Genomic DNA, 25,473 nt, shown 5'->3' with positions numbered 1-25,473 from the left:
CGCACGGGCAATGTGCGCGGCGCCGGGGTGGTCAGAAGAAGTCGACCAGGACGATCTTGGCAGCGCCGACGGATTCGGCGATCGCGGCCTGGACATCGGCGGGAACTTCGCGGGCCACACGGAGAATCACGGTTGCGCCCTCCTTGTCCACATCTTGGCTCAGCTGGGCGGCGAGGATATCGATCTCGGCGTCACCGAGCTTGGTGCCGATCTTGCCCAGCGCGCCCGGCTTGTCCTCGTAGTTCAGCACGGCCAGGTTCAGGCCCTCGGCGCGCATATCGTAGTTGCGGCCGTTGATGTTGACGATCTTCTGCACCTGCTGCGGTTCGGTCAGCGTGCCGGCCACATTCAGGGTGCTGCCGTCGCCGAAGACCGCGCGCAGGTCTACTACGCTGCGGTGGCTCGGGCTCTCCGAAACCTTGGTGACCTCGGTGGTGATGCCGCGTTCCTCGGCCAGCGCGGGGGCGTTGACGAAGGTGACCTGGTCCTCGACCAGTGTGGAGAAGATGCCGCGCAGTGCCGAAAGCTCCAGCACCGCAACATCCTGTGCGGCCAGTTCGCCGCGCACCTGCACCTCGACGCTGACCGGCAGCTCATTGGACACCGCACCGAGCAGATGCCCCTGCTTGCGCACGATCTCCAGCCACGGCGCGACCTCGTCACCGACGGCGCCACCGGTGACGTTGACCGCGCCCGGCACGAATTCACCGGCCAGGGCCAGCAGTACGGACTTGGCGACATCGGTGCCCGCACGGTCCTGCGCCTCGGCGGTGGACGCACCCAGGTGTGGGGTCACCACGACCTGCGGCAGGTCGAACAGCGGGCTGTCGGTGCACGGCTCGGTGTCGAAGACGTCCAGACCGGCGGCACGCACGTGACCCGACTTGATGGCGTCGGCGAGTGCCTGCTCATCGACCAGCCCACCGCGCGCGGCATTGACAATGATGACGCCCGGCTTGGTCTTGGCGATGGCGTCCTTGCCGATGATGCCCTTGGTCTCCGGCGTCTTCGGCAGGTGCACCGAGATCAGGTCGGCGCGCTCGAGCAGTTCGTCCAGGCTGAGCAGTTCGATACCGAGCTGGGCGGCGCGGGCCGGGGAGACGTAGGGGTCGTACGCGATCACCTTGGTCTCGAAGGCGGCGAGGCGCGCGGCGAACAGCTGGCCGATGCGGCCGAGGCCAACCACACCCACGGTCTTGTCGAAGATCTCGACACCGTTGAACTTGCTGCGCTGCCAGGTGCGCTCGCGCAGGGTGGAGTCGGCGGCCGGGATCTGGCGGGCAGCGGCCAGCAGCAGTGTGACGGCGTGCTCGGCGGCGGTATGGATGTTGGAGGTGGGCGCGTTGACCACCATGACGCCACGCTCGGTGGCCGCGGGCACATCGACATTGTCGAGGCCGACGCCGGCGCGGGCGACGATCTTCAGGTTCTTCCCGGCCTCGAGCACCTCGGCGTCGACGGTGGTCGCCGAGCGGACGAGTAGGGCATCCGCCTCGGGCACCGCGGCCAGCAGCGCCGGACGGTCGGGGCCATCGACCCAGCGGACCTCGACACCGTCACCGAGCGCGTCGACGGTCGACTGGGCGAGCTTGTCGGCGATCAGAACAACAGGGCGGCCTGCTTGGCTCACTGTGGGGCACTCCTGGGAGGAAGGGGGGTCGGCAATTACCGCGCACCAGCTTAGTTGGCCGGAATCCGTCGCGGCCTCCCCCCCGGTATGCGGGTGCCTCAACATGACCGAAGGCCCCGCACCAGGGTACGTGGCCTGCCCTCGCCAGGACGCCGTCACAGCGGCGTCGGCACGGTCGAACCACCGACCGGGGTAGCGCTATCAGCCGCCGAAAGAGCCCATCCACAGGGTATTGAAAATACCGTGCGGAGCAGCGCTGCCGATCGAGAACGGACCGTTCAGAGCGGCGGCACCGGGGGCGCGCCAAGATCAAGGCGACAGCAAACATCCCACAGTCCGAGCAGCACGATCCCCACCGCCGTCGCGATCAGCGCGCCGCCGAATCCGGCACGGTCGTGGGCGTCGCACACCATTGTGCGGGCGGCGCGACCTCAGTTATCGCGGCAGCGTGAAAACGGCTGGTTCGCCGGGTCCCGGCCGAACTACGATTACCGACCATGTCTCTGCGCGCGATTCCGGTTTCGATGAACCCGACGGTGGTCGGGTCCATCGATGCAGAGCTCGATCGGATCGAGCGCGCGCATCGGGTATCGGTGCAACTGGCCATCGAAAGCGGTAGTCGGGCTTGGGGATTCCCCTCACCGGATTCGGACTACGACTGCCGATTCGTCTATGTCGGAGGTATGGACACCTATCTGTCGCCGTGGCGGACCAGGGATGTCATCGAAACCCCGCTGGTCGGTCTGCTGGATGTAAACGGCTGGGATCTGGCCAAGGCGCTGCGGCTGCTGGTGAAGGGCAATGCGGTGCTCATCGAATGGTTGATGTCGCCGATCGTGTATCGCGGCGACGACCGTTTCCGCACCGAATTACGTGCGGTGGCCGAGGAAGTCGCCGACCGCAACCAAGTGGCCCGGCATTACCTGCATCTGGGCAGTAGGCAGTGGGCACTGTTCGACCGCCACCGGTCGCTGAAGAAGGTGTTCTATTCGCTGCGGCCGGCGATGGCATTGCGCTGGCTGCGTGAGCATCCCGACGCAGCGGTGGCACCGATGCATCTGCCGTCGCTGCTGGAGCAGTGCGAGTTGCCAGTCGAGCTGGTTTCGGCGATCGCCGAGCTGACCGAACTGAAGTCGCGCACCCGTGAAATGGGTAGTGGCACAGTGCCGGTTCCGATTACGGACTTCATCACTGCCGAATTCGACCGTGCGACAGACGCTTTCCCGAAGGCTCGGAATCGGGATTTGGGCAGAGCTCGCGACGTGACCGCCGACTTTTTCCGCAAGGAAGTCCTGGCCGCTGGAGATGGGCTATAGCGCGGCGATCAACTGGGCATCACACCTCGGCGACCGCGGCGGCATAGGCGCGCCAACCGGTCGGTGGCGGACGGGGCCTCCGGATGGGGACGCGGAATCCCGAGATGTGACTCGCGCAGTTCATCCATGAACCCGGCCCACAGTTGCGGCCCGCCCTCCTCGAGCAGTTCGGCGCGCACCCGGAGGCGTTTCGTCGTCGGGCGATGCCGGATCCCCCCATGAGCCTCATTGCGCCATGATCGGCCAGCTGGATTGCGGGCTCGGTGAGTCGGTATTCGGCCTCCTGACCGGGACGGGTGTCCTCGCGACTGAGTAGTCCGCCCGCGGCGAGGCGTTTGAGCCACTCTATGACGATCTCGGCGCCCTGCCCGGCTATGAGATCAGCTCGGTGATGCGCTCCCCCACGGTCACCTATGAAACCTTCACCAAGAGCGTCTGAATATCCCCGAAAAGATATCCCTTCGAAAAGACGAGAGGCCCGCACCCCTGCCGGGTGCGAGCCTCTTAAGTCACGCTTGAATCAGATAGCGCGGACGTCCTGGGCCTGCGGACCCTTCTGGCCCTGGCCGATCTCGAACTCCACGCGCTGGCCCTCTTCGAGGGACCGGAAACCCGAGCCGGAAACGGCCGAGTAATGCACGAAGACGTCAGGGCCGCCTCCGTCTTGAGCGATAAAGCCGAAGCCCTTCTCGCTGTTGAACCACTTCACACTGCCTTGAGCCATGTTCTTTACTTCTTACTTCCTGTTGGCGAGCCGGGCAGATCACTTTGATGAGCCCGATCTCGCGTTCAACAATGCCATCATCCGACGAATCAGGCTACATCCAGCAGTGGTAAATGTGAGCAAAACGACGTTGGCGCAGCACTGTGGCCCCGGACGCAACAGCGGGCTGCTAAGGTCTGGCTACCCTGATCAAAAGCTGTCGCAGCGGATGGATCGGCCGGTCAGCGCACACTTTCGGCTATCCGCGCGACGTGGCTGGAACCCCAGCAACCAAGATCACCGCAGCGGCCGGACCGAACCTAAGAATTCGTGAAGAAAATCCGTGACTTCGGACTCGGCGGCGCACTACGTGGTCGGTTTTCAGTTATGCGACCGTGACCAAGTGTCCTATGCGCAGGGGCCGTCCGCAAATTTCGTGAGCGATAGGACATTGCCGTCCGGCTCCGAGAACCAGCCGATCTTGTCGCCGCCGCGTGTGGTCCAGATGCCGTGGTCATCCTGACCCATGCCGACGTATCGGTGGAATTTCACGCCCGGCGCCGTCGATTCATCGATGGTGCCCGCGATATCGAGTACTACCCGGCTCAGGATCGTGAAAGGCTGCGGGACAAGTTCATTCACGCGAGTATGCGAATGGCGATGCCGTGGCCGCGCGCGACGCAGGCGCACGGCGTTACCTAGACGATCTCGAGATCGAGCGCATCGGCGCGGAACCGCCGCGATCGTTCCGGATCCCGCGATGGCGCGAAGGCGACGACCTCGGCATCGGCTGAGGCGGCCGCGCACGCAGGCTACTCGGCTGATTCGGCGCTGTTCAGATAACGCACCTGCGCCGCCTTTGCTTCGTCGTATGCCGCATGACCCGCCAGGTATTCCGGCACCCCGACCTCCCACCACGCGCCCGCATCGGTCCATACGGACGGCTGGGTGCGCACGACCACGACGGCAGGGCGGGACTCACTCAGAGCCGCGGTCCGAGCCCGCGCGTACGCGTCACGGAACTCGGTCAGATCGGCCGCGGTGAATACCGCGCAGCCCAATGATCTTGCGTGACTTGCGAAGTCGGCGCGCGGTGGTTGCGCATGGTTGGTGCGGCAGTCCGCGTAGAAGTTATTGAACGGGTCACCGCCCTGCCCCTCCTGGAGCCGGGCGATCACCGCGTAGCCGTCGTTATCGCAAACAACCGCGACGAAGCGGTGGCCCGCGAAGGCCGCGGAGAACAGTTCGGAATTGAGCATCAGATAGGAGCCGTCGCCGAGCATGGTGGTGACCAGACCGTGCACATGCGCCATGGCCGCACCCCAGGCGCCAGCGAGTTCATAACCCATGCAGGAGAATCCGTACTCGACGTCCATGGTCGGCACGGTGCCGGTGGCCCGCCAGCCGCCGATCAACTCGCCGGGCAGGCCGCCCGCGGCGGTCATGACATAGTCGTCCGGTGCGCTCGAGTCATTGACGACGCCGACGATTTGGGCGTAGCTCGGAATGCCCGGTGTCGGCGCACGCAGCTTGTCGATGTGGGCGTCCCAGGTGGTGCGAAGCCCTTCCGCGCGGCCGGACCACGCGGCATCGACCTGCCAATTCGTTAGGCGCGCAGCCAATTCCCGCACCGTCGCCTCGGCATCACCCACCACCGCGAGCGCGCCGTGCTTCACCGCGTCGAAACGGGCCGTATTGATGGTGATCAACCGGACGTCAGGCGCGAAGACGGTCCAGGACGCGGTGGTGAAGTCCTGCAGTCGGGTGCCGATGGCCAACAACAGATCCGCTTGTGCGGCAGCGGCATTGGCCGAGGCCGAGCCGGTAATGCCGAGCGGACCGGCATACAACGGGTGGTTGTGCGGCACGAGGGTGCGGCCAGCCGTCGTTTCGGTTATCGGAATGCCGTGCCGCTCCGCAAATTCGAGCACCAGCCGGCCCGCGCCCGAATAGCGCACACCGCCGCCGAGGACCAGCAGCGGACGCCGCGCCGATCGCAGTAGGTTCACCGCCTCCGCCAGAATCCGAGAGTCCGGGCGCGAACGCGTGATTCGATGCACTACCGGCGCGAACAGCGCCTCCGGAAAATCGTAGGTCTCGGCCTGCACGTCCTGCGGCAGCGCCAACGTCACCGGGCCCACATCGGCGGCATCGGTGAGGACGCGAGCCGCTTGGGGCAGGGTGGCGATGAGTTGCTCCGGTCGGGTGATGCGGTCGAAGTAGCGGCTCACCGCGCGGAACGCGTCGTTGACGGTAACGGTCGGGTCGCCGAAGTGTTCGACTTGTTGCAGTACCGGATCCGGTGCGCGGCTGGTGAAGGTGTCCCCCGGAAGCAGCAGCAGCGGAAGACGATTCGCATGGGCGACACCGGCGGCGGTCACCATATTCAGCGCGCCGGGACCGATCGAGGAGGTCGCGATTCCGACCTGACGACGGTGAGTCGCCTTGGCCAGGCCGATGGCCGCCAGTGCCATCCCCTGCTCGGTATGCCCACGCCAGACCGGGAGTTCATCGCGGCGCTCGGACAATGCGGTGCCGAGACCGAGCACATTGCCGTGCCCGAATATCGCGAAAGCGGCTGGGAACAAGGGGATTTCGCGACCGTCGAAGGTCTCCGAATGCTGGGCGACCAGCCAGCCGACGAGTGCTTGCGCGGTTGTCAGCTTCACGGCGTCACCAGGCGCTGCAATTCATGCTGCAAGGCGTCCAATTCCGCACCACCGATTTGCCTCGCGCCACCGGGGAATCGGTCGAGGCGGGCACGTCCGCACCCGGACCGGTACACGCGGCGGAGGCGGGTGGAGGCGGGCGGCCACGGCAGCACTCGGCGCGATCGCCGCCACCATCCCGTGCGTATTGCCAGCGACATCGTTGCCATCACTTCCCTCTAGATTCGGGCCCGAGAAGATCGGGCCGGGCCCAGCGCGGCACCTATGCCCGCAAGGTGGTTCAGACTGCGGGCGGCGTCGCGGCTCGGCAGTGCGGCCGAATCGTCGGGGTGCAATGCCGTGTCCTGTTCGATGACGTACCAGCCGCGGTAGCCGGCGGCGTGCACGCTGCGCACCAGGGCCTCGATGTCGATATCGCCGGCGCCGAGCGGGACATAGATTCCGCGGCGGACGGCGTCGCTGTATTCCATTGCGCCGCTGCGTACTCGGTCGGCGAGCGCACTGCGCACATCTTTGAGATGGATGTGTCCGATGCGATCCGGATAGCGCCGCGCCAGGCGCACCGGATCGGTGCCGCCGATCACCAGGTGGCCGGTATCCAGGCAAAGGTCGAGATCGGAATCGGCCAGGAACCTGTCGACTTCGGCTTCGCGCTCGACGTACGTGCCGACATGGGGATGCAGGGTGGTGCGCAGTCCGAATTCGGCGGCGACATCCCGGATGGCAGTGGCGGTTTCGACGAGGGTCCGCCATTGCTCGTCGGAAAGCGCTGGGCGGGTGTCGTATCCGTCGAGTCCGGTCGCGGCTGCGAGGACAATCACTTCGGCGCCCGTCGCGGCGAATAGCGCGGCATTCTCACGGGCTATCTCGATTGTCCGGTTCGGGTCTCGATGCAGTGGCAGGGCGAGGAAGCCACCGACCACGGTGACGTCGAAATCATCGAGCAGCGACCGCAATTCGGCTGGATCGCGCGGCAGATAGCCGGGCGGGCCCAGTTCCGTCGCGCAGATGCCGAGGGCAACCATCTCCGTGAGGACGGTCCGCGCGTCGAGTACGTGCCCCCAACCGGGGACTTCGCACACTCCCCAGGAGATCGGCGCGGCCGCGATGCGCAGCGGATCGCGAAGTTGGGTCATCCAGGCTCTCCGACCTTCGTTGTCTATCGACGATTTGCGCTATTGGAGCGCTCCAACTATGTAACGTAGGTCATAGCGTGTCAAGTACTACATCGACCGCTTCCTCATCGCTACTACCTGCGAAAACTGGAACTTCCAGCGGAAATGCCCGGCGCTCGAAATGGGAACAATGTCGGATTAGAGCGCTCTATTGATTGCCCGGCATCGAGCTTGTAACGTCCGACACTGCGGGAGCACGGTGGACGCGGAACGGAGGCGATATGGCGCGACCGACCATGGAGGACGTCGCCGCCCGCGCCGGGGTGTCCCGCGCACTGGTCTCGCTCGTCATGCGCAACTCCCCCAAGGTCAGCGAACATCGCCGCCGCGCGGTGCTCGCGGCCGCGAAAGATCTCGGCTATCAGCCGCACATCATGGCGCGGTCGCTGGCCAGCCGGACCTCCAACATCATCGGCATCACAGTCTCCGACCTGCGCAATGCGTTCTTCGCGGATGTGGTGGAAGGTATGGACGCGGCCGCGCAGGACGCGGGCCTGGAGTTGATCCTCAATACCGGGCGCCGCAGCGCCGCCCGTGAACGCAACGCCCTCGAAAGCTTGCTGTCCTTCCGCCCCGGCGGCATCATCCTGCTCTCACCCGTACTGCCGGCGGCGGCCATCCGCGACGCCGCCGAGAAGTGTCCGATCGTGCTCGTATCACGCACCTCGACCATTGCCGATGTCGATACCGTCAATGACGACGGCGAGATCGGCGCCGCACTCGCCGTGGATCATCTGGTCTGCCTCGGCCACCGCCGGATCGTGCATCTCGACGGCGGCGGGGCCTTCACCGCTGCGTCACGCCGTCGCGGTTACCGCACCGCGATGGCACGAAATGGGTTGGAGCCCATGATCATCGCCAGCGAGCACACCGACTCGGCGGGTATCGCCGCCATCCAGAAACTGCTGAACCTGTTTTCCCGCGACAACTTTCCGACCGCACTGGTGTGCGGCAACGACTTCAATGCCGTCGGCGCGATGTCGGCGCTGGAGCAGGCCGGACTTTCGGTGCCGCATCATGTTTCGGTCGTCGGCTACGACAACACATCGCTGGCCGCGCTGCGACATCTGTCTTTGACCACCATCGATCAACCGCGAATTCAGATGGGCCGGTTGGCAATCGAAGCACTCATCGAACGACTGCGCGACGGCCGCACCGAACCGGTACGGCGCCGTCTGGAACCCACCCTGGTGGTGCGCGCGACAACCGCGCCACCACGCAACTGAACCGCTATTTCACCAGAAGGAGCGCCGATGACAACTGCACTCACCGTGGGCCTTGCCGGCGTCGGCCGTATCGGCACCTCCCACGCCGAAACGCTGAAACACCTGCCCGGCGTCGACACCGTCATCGTCGCCGACGCCGACGCCGAACGCGCCAACGCCGCCGCCGCCAAACTAGGCGTCCAAGCCGTCCCCGACATCGACGCCCTCTTCGCCACCCCACTCGACGGCCTGATCATCGCCACGGCCACCGACTCCCACCCCGAACTGATCATCCGCGCCGTAGACGCAGGCATCCCCGTCTTCTGCGAAAAGCCGGTGGCCGCCGACATCCAAGGCACCCTCGACGTCATCACCCACCTCGAAAACTCCACCATCCCGGTCCAAATCGGCTTTCAACGCCGCTTCGACGCCGGCTACCGCGCGGCCCGAGCCGCCCTCGCCTCCGGTTCCCTCGGTTGGCTGCACACCGTGCGTGCGACCACGTTGGATCCATCACCCCCACCCGCCGAATACATCCCCCGCTCCGGAGGCATATTCCGCGACTGCGGAGTCCACGATTTCGACATAATCCGCTGGGTTACCGGGCGCGAGATAGTTGAGGTCTACGCTGCTGGCGCCAATCGAGGCGAGCAACTCTTCGCCGACGCTGGGGATGTAGACACCGCATCTGTGTTGTTACGGCTCGACGATGACACCCTCGCAACCGTCTCGCTCGGCCGCTACAACGGCGCAGGCTACGACGTCCGCCTGGAAATCCTCGGCTCCCTCGGGAATGCCATCGTCGGCCTCGACGACCGCGTCCCTTTGAGTTCCGTCGAACCCGACTACGTCCCTTCGGGTTTGCCCGCGTACCCCGGATTCATGGAACGCTTCCGTCGGGCGTACGCCGACGAACTCGCCGCGTTCTGCACGGTCGTATCCGGCGAACTCGCCAACCCCTGCACACCCGCGGACGCACTCGAAGCGTTCTATATCGCTGAGGCGTGCGAACTTTCGCGACACGAAAATCGGCCGGTTGCCGTGGCCGAAGTCCGCCGCTGACCGGCCCGCGCCGCAACCACCTGATTCGAATCCTCGTACACGATCTCCCCTGGCGCATCGGAATCCAACCGCACCCACCCCACGCCATGCGCGTCAAGGATCGCGAGATACCCCGTCCACCCGTCCGATCATCCCCACAGCTGCCGCCTTGAACCATGACGCCGCTCCTGGATACACCGCACGGCCGCAGGATCCACCTCACTCGGATCAACAAGATTGGCGTTGTACCAATCATTGTTGACCCGCCGAAACCGCTTCTGCTCTCCCGCCAACCCCCCGCCCGCGCCAATCCATTGACCAGCCCGAACACCCCCGGATACCGCCCATGCCGGTTCGCCTCCGCAGCTTCGAACCGCACAAACCGACGCCTGCTCACGAACCTGTTGTACCGCAAAAGATATCGGATTAGTCATAGAACACCAATAGTGATAGGCCAAGTAAGCCCTGGGTCCCCCCAGTGGGAGGTGCCAGTCGGGGGTGGCCAAGCTAACCACCCCCGATGCTCGTCTGGCTTACACGCTGCCGCCTATCGAGTCGCAGAGTTGGAACACCCTCCCGGGATCACGGTCGAGCGTGATGTCGTCGACGAAGATGATGCCACCGATACCCTCTTCCTCAAGCTCGACTTGGGCGAGCGCTTCGGCCAGACGTTCAGTCATGAAATTGCCTTCAGATGCCTCCAGGGCGTGGCGGACGATCACCACGTGGTCGCCAAGCCGCGGGTGCCGGAACCGGGCAGCGCCAGGGATGCTAGTTAGCACAGTGGCGCGGTAGCCATGCGCCCACGCCGCCAGCGCGGCGTGCAGTCGCTGTTCGTCCACAATGAGTTGACCTTTCTGGAGCACATGGAGCAGGTCGCGTGCCAGACGCCAGTCGAGGAGCGCGTGGTACGACATGTTCCCGTAGTCGCGCAGGCACTTGTAGCAGGATGCGGAGCACACAGTGGCGTGGTCGTCCTCCGCCAGGCGGCCGAGGTACCGCTCGACCGCTTCAATAAGGGTTGCCAGTACGTCGACACGACCGAGGTGCGTGGCGAAGCCCGCGCCATTCTCGAGCGTGTCGGCGATGAACGCGTACGGAGCGGGCTCGTTGTTGTCGGCCAGTCCCGCATAGATGCCTGCGACGAGTTCGAGGGGCTCGATGTCGAGCTCGGCCGCTGCGACCTTGCGCAACAGGAACGCGAAGGAGTACCAGGCGGCGCGCCGCCCGTCGGTCAGCTCAGTGACGCCATTGGGCTGAAGCCCTGCCCAGAAGTTTAACCGCAACCCCTGGCTTGGGAGCGTGCCAGTCTGCGGACCGACGAAGAGGAAGTCCGTGGGCTGCACGGCACCGAGCGCGACCTCTAACGGGTCTCCGACGACAACCGTCGGCGGGAGCAGCCCCTTCTCGACCGCCTCGACGGCGACGTAGCCGCCCCAGTCATGGCGGTTGGGCGCGGCGGCCTTGAAACGGAAGAGATTGCCTCCGTTGTCGTTTATCACGAACCGACGCCCCGGACCGCTGTAGGCGGACATAGAGGCCAGGCTCATCTGGTGGAGCTGCCCCAGGTCGGCGAGAGCGCGCGCAGCCATCGCACGCGGTGACCACGAGAAGTTCCCATCAAAGTCTCGCTGGCCAGCAGCACGGAAACCCAGGGGTTCGCGGAGCCGCATCCGGCCAAACCCGTCGGGGCCGTAGCCGCATTGCGGGCAGGTCGCGATGTCGCCGAGGTCCTCGTCGGATAGGAAGGAGCACGACCGGCAGAGGTAGATGGCTCGGTCGATGCCGAGGGCGTCCATCGACGGGTGCTGTGGGCGGCGGCCGATCGGTTCGAACGCAGCCACGCCCACAGCCGTGTGCACCTGCCCGTCGCGCACCACCTCGCCCATCGGGGCGAACTGACTGGCCGCCGTTGCAAGGTCTCGGTCGATGACGTCGGCAGGTGGCCAGGGGTACGACTGGAACGGACGCCTGAGATAGAGGTATCGAACGCTGGTGGGGAAGCCAAACATCGGCAGGACGCCGTGCTCCGCGAGCCGCTGGCTAAGTTCGCTGTGTCCCACTGCGCCGGGGCCGGCTGCACGGTTGATAAGGGCTGGGAATTCGGCGATGCAATCGTCCGCGAGCGCAGCTGCGTCTGCCGCCAGCGGCGTCCGGTTGGCAAGCGCGGCCGCCGTGCGTCGCATCAGGTCACGGTTGTTGCGCAGCCATTGCTCAAGGTGAGGTCGGGCGTCCGCCCAGTCCGCCACGAGGCCGAAGGCCCCATGGACGTTGACGGTCGGGGTGAACTCCCCGCCCGCGGCGATGGTCGCCTTCTCCACCTCGGGCATGGCCAGACGCAAGGCCTCGGAGCGGAGCGACCTACCGAAGATCTCGCGACGATCCACCGCGAGGTAGGGCTCCGGCGTCGGGTCATTCGTGATGCGGTCGGGCTGGTCGAAGTAGTACTCGTCGTGGCTCCGACCCCGGCAGACGGTGAGCGCGATGGCGACTGGATTGCCGCGACGCCCGGCTCGTCCGACACGTTGTTGATAGTTGAATCGCGTCGGCGGCATGTTGCCAAGCACGACCGCTGACAACGCGCCGATGTCGACACCAGCTTCCATCGTTGTCGTCACGCTCAGGAGGTCTATGCCGTCAGCCAACGGCACTTCGGTGTGCTGGCCCGTGCTGAGGAAGACGCCCTGGAAGCGAGCCTGACGCGCTTGCGCATCGATGCGGTCGGTCTGGCCGGTGAGCTCCTCGCAGTTGAAGCGAAACCGCCCGGCGTTCCGGACGGCCTTCCAGCCGTAGTAGTCGCTCTCGGGTTGGATGGGTACGCCGTCCGCCGACAGGTTGCGCCCGCAATGCGTGCAGTAGCCGCAGGCCCGGGACAGATGCAAACGGCCGCAGGTTCGGCATTCCCAGCCGATCCCGCCAGCGCGACGCAAGATGACGCGGTCCGGATCGATCAGGTAGTCCCGGACGGTGGTACCACAGCTAGCCAGGAAGATGCCGCGCAGCTCGGCCTCGCTCGGGCCGCCCTCGCGCTCGATGGCGCGCCAAAAGTTGCGCAGTTGGCGTGGCGGCTCGGGGCGGGGCGGCCGAAGCCCGTCGAATCGACGGAGGCCCGCCAGGACGCGCAGGCTGGCACGGGTGTAGGCCAGATCGGAAACGGGTGATATATCGATCGCGTCGCTGTCGTCGCCAAGGGCGAGCCAGCCGAGCCCGAGCGATTCGAAGTCGCGGCCGGCACCCGAGAAGAGGCCCTCAAGAACTTCCTCAAGGAGAGAGTGGTTGATGTCGGCCCGAAGCGCCTCCTGCTCCACCGACAGATTGGCGCGAGGTTCGGGCGGGGTGAGGTCCCAGTCATACAGGCTGGTCCACTTCCGTCCGTTAGAGGTGAACTCCAGACTGGCGTGTGGCCCGCCAGGGTTCAGCCCCATGCTGAGCAGGTGCGCGGCGATGGCTCCAGACGACGCAGCGATGCTGGGTCCTCTGTCCAATCGGGCGCTGAGAGCAGGCTCATCAGCAAGGCTAGTACCAGGGCGCTCATCCCATATGTCACGCAGCTGGCCGAACACAACGGCATCGCGCTTCTCAAGTCGACCCACCGCTGCCCAGGACTCGGCGGACCGTGCTCGGTCGACGAAGTGTGCCCGCGCAAGGTCCACGTCGGCCGAGGCGTCGCCTAGCGCTGCCGTCTGGCTGTGGAGCAGCAGACGCAGGAGGTCCTGGTAGTGGCGGAGGCCGAGGCCTGACGACAGCTTGGCGGCATCCTGACGGCTGTCGGTGAACAGGATGAGCTTGCGATCATCGGCCGCAAGGTTGGTGGCGAGCTCAGTCGTCAGGACCTGGTTGATCTTCTCGAAGCCGGTCCGCATGCCGCGGATCGGTGAGCGCTGGGTAAGCGGGTCAGTGTGGGGGAGCCGCTGCCCTCCCCTTCCATACTGGATCTCCCAATCGTCGCCGCACGAGGGGCACTGGGTCGGGAACGGGCTGATCGTCGCCGGATCGCGGTGCGTCCGCGCTTCAGGTGGCACGAAGGCGTGGAACGTCCAGCCGGTGTGGCCACCCTGGGTTCCCACGTTGCGGATGCCGCCCGTAGCCGGCGTCAGCTCGCTCCGCCGGAACTGATAGCGCACGCGGTTGTTGTCACGACTCCACTCGCTGTGGTCGAGCGCTTCGAGGCCCGTAGCCGGGTTCGGCCAGTACACAAGGTAGTTGTTCGCCGTGCGTTCCAACCGGACCTGATCCGGCAGCTTGGCGAGCTCGGGCACGTCGGCCAGGAGCAGCGTGTTAACCCGCCTCCAGTGTGCCTGTCCCTCGGGCGTGAAGCCGCCGAGGAGCACGTCCCCGCAGTTCTGGCAGTAGAGCAACTCCAAGACCCGGGCACCACAGCTGCAACGGGTAGTGGGCTCAGAATACAACCGACCGACGGGCCGTGGCTCCTCGTCCGTTGGCACCGCAGAGCAGTTGGGATCGCTGCACGCCCAGACCCCCGGCACGTTGCGGAAGAAGTAGTGAGCACGCACCTTAGGGTCGGTGTCTAGCGGGGCAGCGGCCAGCGCAGAGAGCGCTTTCGTGAGTGCGCTCTCGGCCTCGCCGGATGCCACGTCGGGGAAGACCCGCTCCGCAAGATCGCTCAGCGACCGCGCCACCGCCTTCTTGATACCGTCCTCGTCCTCATCGAGGAAGGCTCGGCGGAGCGTGTCCGTTAGACCCTCGTGTCGTGCGATGTCACCTGCCAAGTCACCCTCAGCACCGCGCAGGGCCGAGACATGCGCGGCAGTTCCCACCACCGCTGAGGTGGGCATCGCGAGGCTGCCTGGTACAAAATCAAAGCTGGAGGCATCGACCCCGAAGAACTCCTCGAGGTACTGCTGGTCACGTTCGGCATCGATCGAGGCTGAGGCCGCGAGGATTCGCAGTTGCTCTGGCCGTTCGGTCAATGCCAGCCGCTGCTTGAGATTCCGGAGCAGGTAGGCGACCTCGGTGCCAGCGGTCCCGCGGTACATGTGCAACTCGTCGACGACCAGGGTGAAGCGGTGATCAGGGCTGGCATCGAGCCAGGCCCGCGTCGAGGCGAAGAAGTGGCTGTCCCGGTCACGCAGCAGCATCACGTTGAGCATCGAGTAGTTGCTGACTAGGACGTCTGGTGGGGCGTCGGCCATGTCCCACCGCGAGCGCATCTCCGCACCGTCGAGCCGAGGCACGAAATAGCGGACGTCGTCATTACCGTTCTCGGCGGCTACCTGTGCGGCGCGTACGCCGCGCTGTTCGGACGCGATGAGTACGTCACGCAGGCGTTCCAATGCGGTCTCAGTCGTCCGATGGCCGGTGACGGGAGTCGCCCCGGTGTAGCGACCGAAGTAAAAGCGGTGTCCACGGCGGTGGGTGTCGAGCCAGGTGCGGGCGGCGTCGCTATCCAATGCTCGGCGCATTCGCATTAGCTGGTCGTCGACCAGGGCGTTCATCGGGTAGAGAATCAGGGCGCGCACTGCCTTAGGCCGACCAGTCTCGCCGTTGCGCTGCGAGGCGAAGTCCGAGCCAGAGGCGCGCCACCACGGATCGAACGGCGCCGGTCCCCCGCCCCAGGTAGCAGACTCTGCGAGGAGAGACCCCAGAACGGGGAGGAGGAACGACTCGGTCTTCCCTGACCCTGTACCAGCCGTGACGATCACATTCCGACCTGGCGTCTGGCCAGCGCTGAGAGCGTGCTCTTGGTGGATGTATAGCGAACGCCCAGGCGGGATCAGTCCGCAGCTGGCGAAGTCGGCGAGTTCAGGCGGCGCGCCAGCGGAGGCTGCAGACTCGGCGAGCGTCCGCCCCGTGTTGACGTACTCCGGCCGCAGTTCGATGAGCGGCAGGCGGAACGCGCCGTTGTCACGGTCGAAGAGCCCACGCCGCTCTCGTTGCAGCCGCTCGTCGGTCAGCCCGAACGGCGTGTCGTAGTATCGGAAGTACGCTTCCCGAAGCCGGTCGAAGGTGCCTACAACGTCAAGACCGCGGCGCACCTCGTCTTCGAGGGGAACCATCAATACCTCCGGCGTGTTCTCAAGTAAGAATGGACATCTCTTGGCGGATGGACTCTGCCACCAGCAGGGCAATGCCCTTGGGGACATTGCGGAAGATCGCAGTACGCGCGCGGTCGCTGAATTGCGTAGCCAGCCCGCTGCAAAGCACTAACGCGCGGGCTTGCAACGGCGGCAGCGGTGCGCTCCGATCGATGAACGCCGTGCCGATCTCTTCGCCGTCCGCCACGCGCTCCGGCCTCCAGCGGAAGACGTTGATGCCGCGGTCGGCGCGGTCGAGCAAAATGCCGGTGGCATGGTCTGTGTGGTACCAACTGCCGTTCGAGCGGTAGCGGTAGCTCGGCCGCCCATAGACCGACATCCGGCACAGTCCGTCACCGGTGGGCAAGCCAGAGTGGAACCTGACCTCGTCTCCGTGTGAGGTAAGATGCTCGACCGCTTCGCCTCGCACGGGAGGTGCGGCAGGCGGCCCATGAGCGATCTGACGAAGACCTATTGCAATGCTCCGAGCGGCGCATCCGACGTACTCGACATCCTCTTCCGCCAGCGATGCGCGCAGTTCCTCGACACTGTCCGACTGCACGAAGACCGATGACGGGACGGGCAAGGGTCCGTCATGATTGATCGCAGGGCGTTCGACATGTACGGCTGCAAGCTCTTCCAGCCGCTCGACGAGGCCGACCCGCCGACTTCCGGCGAGCACCGCTGTACCGCCTGTCGCGGGGAGCAGGGTCGCAACGGCGGGTGCGACCGCCCAGGTACCGCCCTGCCAGCAGATCTCGGCATGGCCGAGAGCGGACACGTCCCGCAGCCATCGTCCTGTCTCGTACGACTTCGGGCTTCGGTCGGCAGCTCGGGCCGCCCAGGCGATACGCTGGCGAAGATCACGGATATCGCCGGAGCCCACCTCGCTCATCCATGTCACCAACAGGTCAGCGTCCATTCGCACGCTCCCAGGCACTGACGTAGAGCGCCCACAGCCGATCGGTAGATCGCACCGAGACAACGGCTTCGCCCCAGACGCGACGGCCGTCGGCACCCAGAGGTTGAAAGGCTGGTTCAGCGGGCCGCAGGCGTGTCACCTGCCATCCGTTCGAACGCTTCTGCAGCAGCCACGCACCTCGGTCCCGGCGGACCTCGAAGTACATGAAGGGGACACCGGGGGCAAATTGGGCACGGCCGGTTCCTCAAGCGCGATCACCCGCCCGGCGCGATCAACCACCCAGTTCTCAACCCCACCACGCCTGACCAGCACGACCTCCGGTTCATCGGGTTCGGCTGTCCAGGCGCCGCAGACGGCACCCCGCTCGTCGGACAACACTAGGTCGCCGCCCCTCCAAGACAGCCTGCCGACCCCTGGGGGCTCGTAGATGTCTCCGGAACCCCGACGCACCACGAACGTGAGCGTCTCCCCGTCGGCGCCGATGGAGTGGTCGCCTTCCTCGTATGGGCCGAACCGACTGAACGGAATGGGGAACATGGACGCGCGAAAGACCTGGGTCCGGTCCTCGTCGAGCGCCACCTCGACGTCGCGCGGATCCGCACCGACGGGCAGCTCCAAGTCAGGCTCACCGCCCGCCAGGTATGTGTTCCGGCTCAGGTTGCGGTGGAGCGGCAGCCCGTTGATCAGGCGCGGGCGCGCGGTGGTGCCGAGGCGTATGTTGGCGGCGAGCGAGGCGGGCAGCAGCCGCATCGCCGACTCCAGCGCTTCACGATCCGAGAAGGTGACCCCATAGTAGATGGAGTAGCCGTCGAACATCTCGGAGGCGATCTGGTCGCTCATGCGCTTCCAGCCGGAGTCCGCTGCCACTTTCAAGGCGCGCTCGACCATCGGCCGGACGTCCCGCGCGGCGACGAAAACGTGTTCCTCGTACGCCTGGACCGCATCGACTGTCGTCCAGCCTCCGGCGTCTGCGTTATCCGCCATGACGAGGAAGCGCGACGGCTGGAACTCCGCCATACAGCGGCTGCCGCGCGCAGTCAGGCCGTGGGTCATCGTCTCCGGGGTTACGGCCGGCAGCCCCTCTGTTTCGAACATCGAGCTGTATGGATCGGGCGTGATGAGCACACTGAAGTCCGTACCACCGGTCGTACCGGTCAGGATGTCCCCCTGTGGGTGGGCCACAGCCGGGATCACCCACCAAGCACTGCCGCGGTCGAGGTCAAGGGCGAGACAGATTTCCAGCCGCCGAAGACCCTCGGTTGTTATGACCTTGCCGTCCCAGGCGACGGCGAGCTCGTGAATGAGCGGGCGCAGGTAGTCCAGGACATCGGGGTCGTCCAGTACCTCCATGAAGCGGTCGCTAAAGCTGTGCGAACGGTGGTGGGTCCATACCTTCAACAGGGCCAGCAGCGCCTCGGACGAGGGGACGCCGACTTGGGTCAGGTGCATGCGGTCAAAGAACCGCGTCAGCGCCGCCCGGTCGCTGTGCCTGACCAACGCCTGCGACAGCGGGTAGCCGATGCGGCTCCGCTCTGGGTTCTCTGGAATCGTCGAGGTCCCGAAGGCTCCTGCCTGCTCGCCAAGCCAGTGGTGGATCCGCTTCCACATTCTGGCCACGTCGGTGAAGGCGCTGCGTTCACGCAGGTACAGCCGGAGCGTCTCGACCTCTGCATCGGAACCGTCAGGCAGCAGCATCCGAGCCAGACGAATGTAGTAGTTGTGACGTGCGCCGGAGGCGTCGTTCCGCATCTCCGAGGCGGCGAGCACGCTGAGTGCCAGTACCGGTAGCGTCGGGGGCGGCTGGTCCTGCGGCCCCTGACGCCAGACTTCCTCGGCGCGTAGCACCTGGGAGAACATCGACACGCCGTGGTTGATGTTGACCAGGCACTTGACAGCACCGGCCAGCGCGCGCACCGGATCCTCGCTGGGATCTACCAGGCGCTGTAGATCGTCGAGGCCGACGAACATCACGATGGGCTGGCCTTCACGCCCCTCGAAGAACTCTCGGGCAAGCCGTTCCTGCCAGCGAAGATACTCGGGCGGCAGGCTCAGATCGGCGGCTCTTGGCATGCGCCTCACGGTAGTAGTGGTGGCCGACACCTTTCCGGCACTCACGGGAGGCTGCCCACGCTCCAGCGGATCCTCCCTTTTCTGAACTCATAATTCGTTGTACGCCGATTCGCCTCCGACGGTTCCCGCGAATCTCAATACGCATCAAGAACTGTCGACCCGCTGTCATAGACCCTTACAGATAGGCGGACTGGTCGCAACGCGACGGCGGGGCATGCAGGATCTGCGGTGTCGCCGGTGGCCAGGGATAGAGAGCCCGTGCAGCCAACGGGGTTACCAGTCCACCAATGACCTCGCCAAGTTCCGGTAGTCGAGCAGCCGTCCCTGCTTGGTTACCTCTTCCCACGCAGACTGCTGTTCCGAACTACCGTGTGCAGCAACGGCATCAGCCAACTCGTCGTAGGCGATGTGATAGGTCGCATCGACCTCACCTGTTCCACGTGCGATCGCGGCAAGCCGCGTAGGCAGTGGTTCGGCCGTCACCGTCACCAGGTGCGGCAAACGTCCGCGCCTGTGCCTGATCATGTTGCTGTTCTCGTGGCGAATGTTCTGAACTCGGTCGGAGCGAATCGTCCACTTACAGGCGATCGCAGCGTGTAGCCACGTGTGCCCTGTGGCAGTCGATGTTCCGCACAGCCCGACCAGCACATCAGGCTTGATCAGGTAGTCGGTTCCGAGCGTCACCCGGAGATTCGGATCTTGGGCTATCGCGGCGTCCACACCAGCCAGATGCTGGTATTGGGCATACCTGACGATGCTCTGCCCGCGGGCAAACTCCCACTCCCGGCGGGGATCCATTGCCGGCATTTGGGTGGCCAAGTTCGCAAGTACTTGTGCCTCGAGTAGCACGCCTGGGTTCGGAGGCGGCACAGCAGGTTCCGCTGCGGTTGAGTTCGGGTTCGGGTCACCGAGCCGCTCGAGAACATGCGCTGCCAGCCGCAAGCTCGTTGCGTTGTCGATGTCAGCAGAGTTGGGGACCCACTTCCAGCCGAGCTTATTCTTCTTGCTCGGCTTCCACCCCAACAGCTCGGTTCTGAACGGTGCTCCCACAACTGGCAATCTAACGCGTCGGAGCGTCTCTCGATCAACTTCCCATCGATCCCATATCATCGCTCACATGTTCGGATCCGCCCTTCAAGACGCTGGTTACTGCAGTCACAGCATTCTCCAGAGTCTCGTGCTCCCACAGGCGGACCACTCGCCAACCAGCCTCTTCCAGCGCAACGTCCGCAGCACGGTCGCGTTCGATGTTCCTACGAAGCTTTGGCGCCCAATACCATTCGTTGGTCGTCGGCTGGCGACCGTGCTGCGGACAGACGTGCCAGAAGCAGCCATCTACGAAGACCGCGACCTTACGAGCCGTGAAGACAATGTCGGGCCGGACCTTCATCGATCCGAGGTCGAGTTTGAGATCTTTCCGATACCGATACCCCAACCGATGCAGTGCGCTCCGCAGCGCAATCTCCGGTTTGGTGTCAGTGCGGCGATTGGCTCGCATATTCCGAGAACGCCCCTCGTTGATAGGGGCGGGATAGAGGCCCAGTTCATGGGCCCTCCTTCTCGCTTCTTCCGGTCGTCCCTTAGTCACATCTGTCCCGGTTCGAGGCAGGCGGGTGTCGTACGGAAAGATACTCCCGCACCCATCACTGCTCGACCTTGGCAACCGCATCGAAAGGCATCCGCGTGACCGACCTTGGCGCCTTAGAGAGTTACGCCGACAAACAGATCCTCGGGGGCGCGGTGATGATGGTGGACTGGAAGGCGTCCCTGCCGACTTGCGGCGACGGGGCGCGGCCATGACCCGCAGAGCGGCGTCCAAGCGCACCACCATAACGGCAGCGGAGCCCGAATTCACGTCGATCGAGATCTGCGCCGGCGCGGGCGGTCAAGCCGTCGGTCTGCATCAGGCAGGCTTTGGCCATTTGGCGCTGGTCGAGATCGACCAACATGCGGTCCAGACCCTCGAGCTAAACATCAACGACCACGAGTTGTGGGCATGGGAAAGGGAGCACTGCGACATCATTGAGGCCGATATAAAGGGATTTTATCCCTACGAGGCCCTGAAGAAGAGCCCCGACCTGCTAAAGCCGCGCAAGCTAGATCTCCTGGCTGGTGGTGTGCCGTGCCCGCCGTTCTCGCACGCAGGCAAGCAGTTGGGTAAGGACGACGACCGAGACCTTTTCCCCCGAATGTTGGAACTGGTCGGGATCCTTGAGCCGCGGGCAGTAATGATCGAAAACGTTCGCGGGATCAAGGATCCAAAATTTTCTGACTATCGCAAATGGATCAAAACGCAACTGGAAGACCTCGACTACGACGTCTGCAAGTGGGAAGTCTTAGAGGCCAGCAAGTTCGGAGTGCCGCAACTTCGACCCCGCGCCATCCTCGTCGCGTTTCGCAACGACGTCATTACAGACCTCAAGTACGAATGGCCCACAGCTACGCATGAGGAGCCGGTTAGCGTTCTAGAAAGCCTTGAACCGTCGATGCGTAAGCGGTTCGAACCCTACTTCAAGGGAGTTCACTCGGAGCGAGCCCGCGCAGCTTTCGAACAGTGGCGTAAGAAGGCGCACGATCGCGATGCCGAACTCAAAGGTAAGGGTGGAGGTATCGCGCCTACGCTCGTTGGCGGATCAAAGAAGCATGGCGGCGCAGATCTCGGACCCAGCCGAGCGAAAGCAGCGTGGAAGCAACTGGGAATCTCGGGCATGGGTGTTGCCAACGACATCGAAACCTGCGCAGAGAAGCAGACCGAAGATCGTGATCTTTTCGGCCCTGATGGGCCGATGCTCACCGTACGACAAGCCGCCATCATTCAGGGATTCCCGCTCGAATGGGATTTCTCCGGCGGGAAGACGGCACAGTACCGGCAGGTAGGCAATGCTTTCCCGCCACCAGTGGCCAAGGCGGTAGGTAAATCGATCATTGAGGTACTGAAGGCAGCGCAAGAGCGCGACCAGAAGAATTGACACACGTTATGCGATGACGGAGCCGACACTGCCAGTGCCTCCGGGTACTTCAGCACTATCTGACCCCGGGCCAAATCACCGACCGCCAAGCAATCCTGCCGATCAGCCGATCAAGTCAAATAATCTGATCAAGGCCCTGAATTGCGACACTACCTGACGATAGGCGCCTTGCCAGATCGCCAGTCATCAATCCTTTTGCGAATACTCGCAACCATTGGGAGCGTGTCGATTTCACCTGCATCGAACCAGGCCACTTCCGTCGATTCATCGGACACGCGGATAGTTCCGCTGAGTGGCCGCCCGAGGAGACATATCGAAAACTCTTGTCGCACTTCACCATTATCGTAGGCAAACACATGGCCGGGGTTCGTGTAGGTGCCGACGATCCCAATGATTTCGATATCTATGCCAGTTTCTTCCTTGGTCTCCCGGATACCGCACTCCGCGAGTGATTCGCCCAGTTCCATCTTTCCCCCCGGCAATGCCCACATTTCGTTGTCCACCCGACGCTGCAGCAGGATCTGACCGGTGTCGTTTACTACGACGACCGAAGCTGCAGGAACGAGGCTATTCGCTTCGGGCGCATTGGGATCGTTCTCGTAATCACGTCTTGCCATGTTCGATTGCCTCCCAAATATTGCGGCCTCGGGACCACAACTCTTCGACATGATCGGAGAATCGGTCGAACATGCCGTCGTCTTGCTCACGTCTGAGATGGAACATCGGCGAGTCATGTCCGACGCGTCTCGCGAGAATCGGTGTAACGATCATGTCGTGGTCGAACCGAAAGACCGACAGGCTGACATGCCCGTTCGTGAAACGGCCCTCGATGCTGTCCACTCCCCGCAGCTTGTGCAGTTCGCCGATAGTCACCGCAATACGCGTCGACAATGTCAGTGGGACATTCTCTTCGCGCTCGCGGGCTCGGGTTACGTCATCATTCGGGTCGCCGATCAGGAAGCGGATGCGGCATCCGTTCGAGGCTTTGCGGCGAAGGATATCGGCCAGATTGGCTTGTTCCAGCCACAAGAAGTAGTTGGTGTAGCCCCCAAACGTCAGCTCACGGCTGGCTTTGGTGATCAACGATCGCCACAGCGAGGCCGGCGCGGCGGATCGATAGGGAAAGACTTGAACGACTTCGCGATCCGGCCCGGTCTTCAGGGTCAGCCGCACAGCCGAAGGCCACAAGACTGCCTCCTCAGCTTCGAGTACTTCGCATACCACCCAACGGTGACGGGCGTGCGGTACGCGCGTGGGATTTGCCAACCACCGATTAACTGTTTTGGTGTCGACTTCACATCTTTCGGCAAGCTGTCGTTCGGTGATCTTGGCTCTCGCCATGGCCTGTCGCAAAGCATGATTCACGGTACGCCGACCTCCGCCCTCGGGACAGCAGGGACTTTATCGTGAAGCGTCCCAAACGTCCTCGAAACGCAGTAGGAACGCCCCTGCAACTGATCGACGCTGAAGTCGTGCCCGACAGTCGCGCCGACAGCAGTCCCCAGGCAGTGAGCCAAGGCCGTTGTCGACTGTCTTTGAACAACACGACAACAGGAACCACCAGGGGAGCCTCGATGAGTAGAGAACTGCCGCAACGTATTCGGGGTCGGTACCGCGTACCGTCGCGGGCTATCACTCCACCTCCAGTCGAATTCGTGTCGCGCGTTGCCGCCGCCGTTGCGCAGTGGGCGACCCCGCCAGCTCAGTGCCCAAGTACCGGCGGTTCCGGCACCGGACGCCGTGATCGTGGGGCGTAATCATGCAGAAAACCGCGTTGCGGACCACGCAAACCCGAGACGGAAACAAGGTAGCGGTGTGGCAGCTGATCGGGTGCAGCACCCGCATCCTGCGTGTGCAGCTGATTCCCGAATCGTTCATTGCACATCGCCTGCCGTCCAAGATGCCGCTCCCAGCGGCGCAACCAGGAACGATCATTTTCGACGGCCACCTCGATCTGGCCGATGCGCGGCAATTGCTTCCCAAGCACAGCGATCTGTGGGACGCCCTACAGCACGACTACTGGGCGGCATTGCTGAATCCCGGCGGTATCAACCGCAGAACGCCGGGAACGTAGGTCCGATGCCCGAGTTCCCGTGTCCTACGAACGCAATCGCGCCGTCAGTAAAGGCACTACTCGCCTTGTTCCATGAGGACACCTTCGAGAGGCTGCAACATGCCCCTTCGGACAGCCGCCCAGTGCTCCGTCGTGCGGACGGTTCGTGGTGTGAAGTCGGCGAGGATGGCTGGCCGATCTCCGGCAGCGACATGGACGAAGACAAATAATCGTGATCGTTCCCGTAGATGAACGCCAGCCCGCTCATAAGCTGCGCGCAACGCACGCACCAGGTGATTCTCTGACCCTGCGGCAGGCTAATGGCCGACAGCTTCGGTACGTCTCGGCGAGGCGCACGGCAGGCCTTCACGGTCAGCGGATCGGATGCCGACAAGAGGGCTCTGGCAATTTCGATCGACACCAAGACGATGGATTCGGACTAGTTGGCCGAGTCGTTGGTGGCGGTGCCGAAGATCATGACTGATCACAGGGGCTGTAGGCGGACTACGGCGGTGCCGCGGGATAGGGCGGTGCGGAGGGAGGGGAGGTTTACGGTGCCATCGGGGTTCAAGTGGATTTTGGCGAAGCGGCCGTGGGTTGGGTTTTGGGTGAGGATTTCGCGGTAGAGGGTGGCGGTTTGGGGTTCGTCGGTGATTACTTCGTGGGTGGCTTGGATATCTCTGCCGCGGAGGTGGATTCGGACGGGGACGCCTGGGATCAGGTTGTGGCGCCAGTTGGCGGCGGTGCCGATCAGGAGGTGGCCTTCGTGTTCGGCGTAGCCGACGGGGTTGGCGTATTCGCGGCCGGTTTTGCGGCCGGAGACGGTGATGATGAGGAGCTTTTTGCTGAGTACGGGGTGTAGTGGGGAGCGGAGGATGAAGCGGACGATGGCGTCACCGGTGCGTTGGATGCGGGATTGGGTGCTGGGGGTTTTGGTGCTAGTCATGAGGATGACTCCGCTGGTGGGATAATTACTGAGTAGATACTCAGAAAATACGCCCGGGCGGGGAATACCGCAAGGGTTGATCGGTGCGATGAGGAGGTCGCGGTGGCGAAAGCTGCGGATGGTGCACGGTCGACGCGCGGGCAGCGAGGGCGGCCATCGACCGGAGTGCGGGAGTCGGTTGTGGTTGCGGCGCAGGAGATTTTGGTGGAGGCGGGGGTGGCTCGGTTGTCCACGAAGGAGGTTGCCAAGCGGGCGGGGGTGGCCGAGTCGAGCATCTTCTATCACTTCGGGGATCGCATGGGGTTGTTGCAGGCGGTGATTCAGCGGCATTTGCGGCCGGTGAAGGATGTGCTCGGGGAGGTCGCGGAGCAGCAGGGGCTACGGGCGGGGCTGGTGGCGCTTCTCGAGGCATTGGAGGAGTTCTTTTGGGATGCCATTCCGGTGCTGGCCGCGGTGCAGTCGGATGTGGAGTTGCGCGCGAAGTTTGCGCAGCGCAGTCGGGAACTGGATATCGGGCCGCATCGTGCGGTCGACGCTGTCGTCACGCACTTGTCAATGCAGCACACCGACTCGGAGATTTCCGAAACGGTGGATCTGCGAGCCGCGGCATTGCTCCTGGTCGGCGCGGCGCACCAACGAGCGCTGCAGCGTCATTTGAGCCCACCCGACGTGGTCGCGGCGCTGCCCAGGACAGAATCCATTGTCGACACGGTTATGCCGATCCTCGGCTGACACCGAC

20 protein-coding genes are annotated in these 25,473 nt (G+C 64.3%); 7 read left to right on the top strand and 13 right to left on the bottom strand.

Annotation, left to right across the window (positions count from 1 at the left end):
- Positions 1 to 31: 31 nt before the first annotated feature.
- Positions 32 to 1,630, bottom strand: coding sequence for a phosphoglycerate dehydrogenase (serA, locus tag ACW2Q0_RS12930; RefSeq protein ID WP_457189624.1), 1,599 nt, complete (start codon positions 1,628 to 1,630; stop codon positions 32 to 34).
- Positions 1,631 to 2,127: 497 nt separating this feature from the next.
- Here serA and ACW2Q0_RS12925 point away from each other — a divergent pair, with 497 nt between their 5' ends.
- Positions 2,128 to 2,946 carry a nucleotidyltransferase domain-containing protein gene (locus ACW2Q0_RS12925; protein WP_457189622.1) on the top strand — a complete coding sequence of 273 codons (819 nt, stop codon included), beginning with the start codon at positions 2,128 to 2,130 and terminating at the stop codon, positions 2,944 to 2,946.
- 520 nt (positions 2,947 to 3,466) lie between these two features.
- Here ACW2Q0_RS12925 and ACW2Q0_RS12920 read toward each other — a convergent pair.
- Positions 3,467 to 3,670, bottom strand: a complete 204-nt coding sequence (locus tag ACW2Q0_RS12920; protein WP_040693519.1) for a cold-shock protein — start codon at positions 3,668 to 3,670, stop codon at positions 3,467 to 3,469.
- A 387-nt stretch (positions 3,671 to 4,057) separates the two neighbouring features.
- Positions 4,058 to 4,291: a hypothetical protein gene (locus tag ACW2Q0_RS12915; protein WP_457189619.1), complete on the bottom strand. Its 234-nt coding sequence runs from the start codon at positions 4,289 to 4,291 to the stop codon at positions 4,058 to 4,060.
- A 23-nt stretch (positions 4,292 to 4,314) separates the two neighbouring features.
- Between ACW2Q0_RS12915 and ACW2Q0_RS12910 the strand changes: the two genes are divergently transcribed.
- The gene (locus ACW2Q0_RS12910; protein WP_457189617.1) at positions 4,315 to 4,443 is read left to right on the top strand and encodes a hypothetical protein; all 129 of its coding nucleotides are present in this window, start codon (positions 4,315 to 4,317) and stop codon (positions 4,441 to 4,443) included.
- An 18-nt stretch (positions 4,444 to 4,461) separates the two neighbouring features.
- Here the strand turns inward: ACW2Q0_RS12910 and iolD are convergent, their stop codons facing one another.
- A complete protein-coding gene (gene iolD, locus ACW2Q0_RS12905; RefSeq protein WP_457189615.1) occupies positions 4,462 to 6,318 on the bottom strand; it encodes a 3D-(3,5/4)-trihydroxycyclohexane-1,2-dione acylhydrolase (decyclizing) in 1,857 nt (618 codons plus the stop codon).
- Positions 6,319 to 6,536: 218 nt separating this feature from the next.
- On the bottom strand, positions 6,537 to 7,454 hold the full coding sequence (locus ACW2Q0_RS12900; protein ID WP_457189613.1) for a TIM barrel protein: 918 nt from the start codon (positions 7,452 to 7,454) through the stop codon (positions 6,537 to 6,539).
- Positions 7,455 to 7,714: 260 nt separating this feature from the next.
- Here ACW2Q0_RS12900 and ACW2Q0_RS12895 point away from each other — a divergent pair, with 260 nt between their 5' ends.
- Both ACW2Q0_RS12895 and ACW2Q0_RS12890 read left to right on the top strand, forming a co-directional pair.
- Positions 7,715 to 8,719 (top strand): LacI family DNA-binding transcriptional regulator, encoded by a 1,005-nt coding sequence (locus ACW2Q0_RS12895; RefSeq protein ID WP_457189611.1) that lies wholly within the window; start codon positions 7,715 to 7,717, stop codon positions 8,717 to 8,719.
- Between the two features lie 27 nt (positions 8,720 to 8,746).
- Positions 8,747 to 9,760 carry a Gfo/Idh/MocA family protein gene (locus tag ACW2Q0_RS12890; RefSeq protein ID WP_457189609.1) on the top strand — a complete coding sequence of 338 codons (1,014 nt, stop codon included), beginning with the start codon at positions 8,747 to 8,749 and terminating at the stop codon, positions 9,758 to 9,760.
- Positions 9,761 to 10,272: 512 nt separating this feature from the next.
- On the opposite strand, the gene ACW2Q0_RS12885 is transcribed toward ACW2Q0_RS12890, so the two are convergent.
- From ACW2Q0_RS12885 to ACW2Q0_RS12865, 5 genes are all read right to left on the bottom strand, one after another.
- Positions 10,273 to 15,756, bottom strand: a complete 5,484-nt coding sequence (locus tag ACW2Q0_RS12885; protein ID WP_457189607.1) for a DEAD/DEAH box helicase — start codon at positions 15,754 to 15,756, stop codon at positions 10,273 to 10,275.
- 19 nt (positions 15,757 to 15,775) lie between these two features.
- Complete coding sequence (locus tag ACW2Q0_RS12880; RefSeq protein ID WP_457189605.1) at positions 15,776 to 16,696, bottom strand: hypothetical protein; 921 nt, start codon at positions 16,694 to 16,696, stop codon at positions 15,776 to 15,778.
- A gap of 135 nt (positions 16,697 to 16,831) precedes the next feature.
- Complete coding sequence (locus tag ACW2Q0_RS12875) at positions 16,832 to 18,766, bottom strand: hypothetical protein (protein ID WP_457189603.1); 1,935 nt, start codon at positions 18,764 to 18,766, stop codon at positions 16,832 to 16,834.
- Positions 18,767 to 19,039: 273 nt separating this feature from the next.
- Positions 19,040 to 19,876: an NgoMIV family type II restriction endonuclease gene (locus ACW2Q0_RS12870; RefSeq protein WP_457189601.1), complete on the bottom strand. Its 837-nt coding sequence runs from the start codon at positions 19,874 to 19,876 to the stop codon at positions 19,040 to 19,042.
- Positions 19,851 to 20,309, bottom strand: a complete 459-nt coding sequence (locus tag ACW2Q0_RS12865) for a very short patch repair endonuclease (protein WP_457190051.1) — start codon at positions 20,307 to 20,309, stop codon at positions 19,851 to 19,853. The genes ACW2Q0_RS12870 and ACW2Q0_RS12865 overlap by 26 nt, the downstream gene beginning before the upstream one ends.
- Positions 20,310 to 20,562: 253 nt before the next feature.
- Between ACW2Q0_RS12865 and ACW2Q0_RS12860 the strand changes: the two genes are divergently transcribed.
- A complete protein-coding gene (locus ACW2Q0_RS12860) occupies positions 20,563 to 21,735 on the top strand; it encodes a DNA cytosine methyltransferase (protein ID WP_457189599.1) in 1,173 nt (390 codons plus the stop codon).
- Between the two features lie 149 nt (positions 21,736 to 21,884).
- Here the strand turns inward: ACW2Q0_RS12860 and ACW2Q0_RS12855 are convergent, their stop codons facing one another.
- Together ACW2Q0_RS12855 and ACW2Q0_RS12850 are read right to left on the bottom strand one after the other, a co-directional pair.
- Positions 21,885 to 22,352: an NUDIX domain-containing protein gene (locus ACW2Q0_RS12855; RefSeq protein WP_457189597.1), complete on the bottom strand. Its 468-nt coding sequence runs from the start codon at positions 22,350 to 22,352 to the stop codon at positions 21,885 to 21,887.
- Positions 22,339 to 22,908 (bottom strand): DUF5919 domain-containing protein, encoded by a 570-nt coding sequence (locus ACW2Q0_RS12850; RefSeq protein ID WP_457189596.1) that lies wholly within the window; start codon positions 22,906 to 22,908, stop codon positions 22,339 to 22,341. The genes ACW2Q0_RS12855 and ACW2Q0_RS12850 overlap by 14 nt, the downstream gene beginning before the upstream one ends.
- A 586-nt stretch (positions 22,909 to 23,494) precedes the next feature.
- On the opposite strand from ACW2Q0_RS12850, the gene ACW2Q0_RS12845 reads away from it, so the two are divergent.
- The gene (locus ACW2Q0_RS12845; protein ID WP_457189594.1) at positions 23,495 to 23,809 is read left to right on the top strand and encodes a hypothetical protein; all 315 of its coding nucleotides are present in this window, start codon (positions 23,495 to 23,497) and stop codon (positions 23,807 to 23,809) included.
- Positions 23,810 to 24,272: 463 nt separating this feature from the next.
- Here ACW2Q0_RS12845 and ACW2Q0_RS12840 read toward each other — a convergent pair whose 3' ends face one another.
- Positions 24,273 to 24,734, bottom strand: a complete 462-nt coding sequence (locus ACW2Q0_RS12840) for a nitroreductase/quinone reductase family protein (protein ID WP_457189592.1) — start codon at positions 24,732 to 24,734, stop codon at positions 24,273 to 24,275.
- A 102-nt stretch (positions 24,735 to 24,836) separates the two neighbouring features.
- On the opposite strand from ACW2Q0_RS12840, the gene ACW2Q0_RS12835 reads away from it, so the two are divergent.
- A complete protein-coding gene (locus ACW2Q0_RS12835; protein WP_457189590.1) occupies positions 24,837 to 25,466 on the top strand; it encodes a TetR/AcrR family transcriptional regulator in 630 nt (209 codons plus the stop codon).
- Positions 25,467 to 25,473 lie beyond the last annotated feature (7 nt).

The sequence above is a fragment of the Nocardia citri genome, assembly GCF_054065835.1.
This window is presented reverse-complemented; position numbering and strand designations above follow the sequence as displayed.

What these genes read in the sequence shown, in the direction of transcription:
- ACW2Q0_RS12925 (WP_457189622.1), top strand. Translation starts at nt 2,128, where the DNA reads ATGTCTCTGCGCGCGATTCCGGTTTCGATGAACCCGACGGTGGTCGGG.
- ACW2Q0_RS12875 (WP_457189603.1), bottom strand. Translation starts at nt 18,766, where the DNA reads ATGCCAAGAGCCGCCGATCTGAGCCTGCCGCCCGAGTATCTTCGCTGG.
- ACW2Q0_RS12855 (WP_457189597.1), bottom strand. Translation starts at nt 22,352, where the DNA reads ATGGCAAGACGTGATTACGAGAACGATCCCAATGCGCCCGAAGCGAAT.
- ACW2Q0_RS12920 (WP_040693519.1), bottom strand. Translation starts at nt 3,670, where the DNA reads ATGGCTCAAGGCAGTGTGAAGTGGTTCAACAGCGAGAAGGGCTTCGGC.
- ACW2Q0_RS12900 (WP_457189613.1), bottom strand. Translation starts at nt 7,454, where the DNA reads ATGACCCAACTTCGCGATCCGCTGCGCATCGCGGCCGCGCCGATCTCC.
- ACW2Q0_RS12840 (WP_457189592.1), bottom strand. Translation starts at nt 24,734, where the DNA reads ATGACTAGCACCAAAACCCCCAGCACCCAATCCCGCATCCAACGCACC.
- ACW2Q0_RS12890 (WP_457189609.1), top strand. Translation starts at nt 8,747, where the DNA reads ATGACAACTGCACTCACCGTGGGCCTTGCCGGCGTCGGCCGTATCGGC.
- ACW2Q0_RS12845 (WP_457189594.1), top strand. Translation starts at nt 23,495, where the DNA reads ATGCAGAAAACCGCGTTGCGGACCACGCAAACCCGAGACGGAAACAAG.
- ACW2Q0_RS12880 (WP_457189605.1), bottom strand. Translation starts at nt 16,696, where the DNA reads ATGGACGCTGACCTGTTGGTGACATGGATGAGCGAGGTGGGCTCCGGC.
- ACW2Q0_RS12885 (WP_457189607.1), bottom strand. Translation starts at nt 15,756, where the DNA reads ATGGTTCCCCTCGAAGACGAGGTGCGCCGCGGTCTTGACGTTGTAGGC.
- ACW2Q0_RS12870 (WP_457189601.1), bottom strand. Translation starts at nt 19,876, where the DNA reads ATGATATGGGATCGATGGGAAGTTGATCGAGAGACGCTCCGACGCGTT.
- ACW2Q0_RS12895 (WP_457189611.1), top strand. Translation starts at nt 7,715, where the DNA reads ATGGCGCGACCGACCATGGAGGACGTCGCCGCCCGCGCCGGGGTGTCC.
- ACW2Q0_RS12860 (WP_457189599.1), top strand. Translation starts at nt 20,563, where the DNA reads ATGACCCGCAGAGCGGCGTCCAAGCGCACCACCATAACGGCAGCGGAG.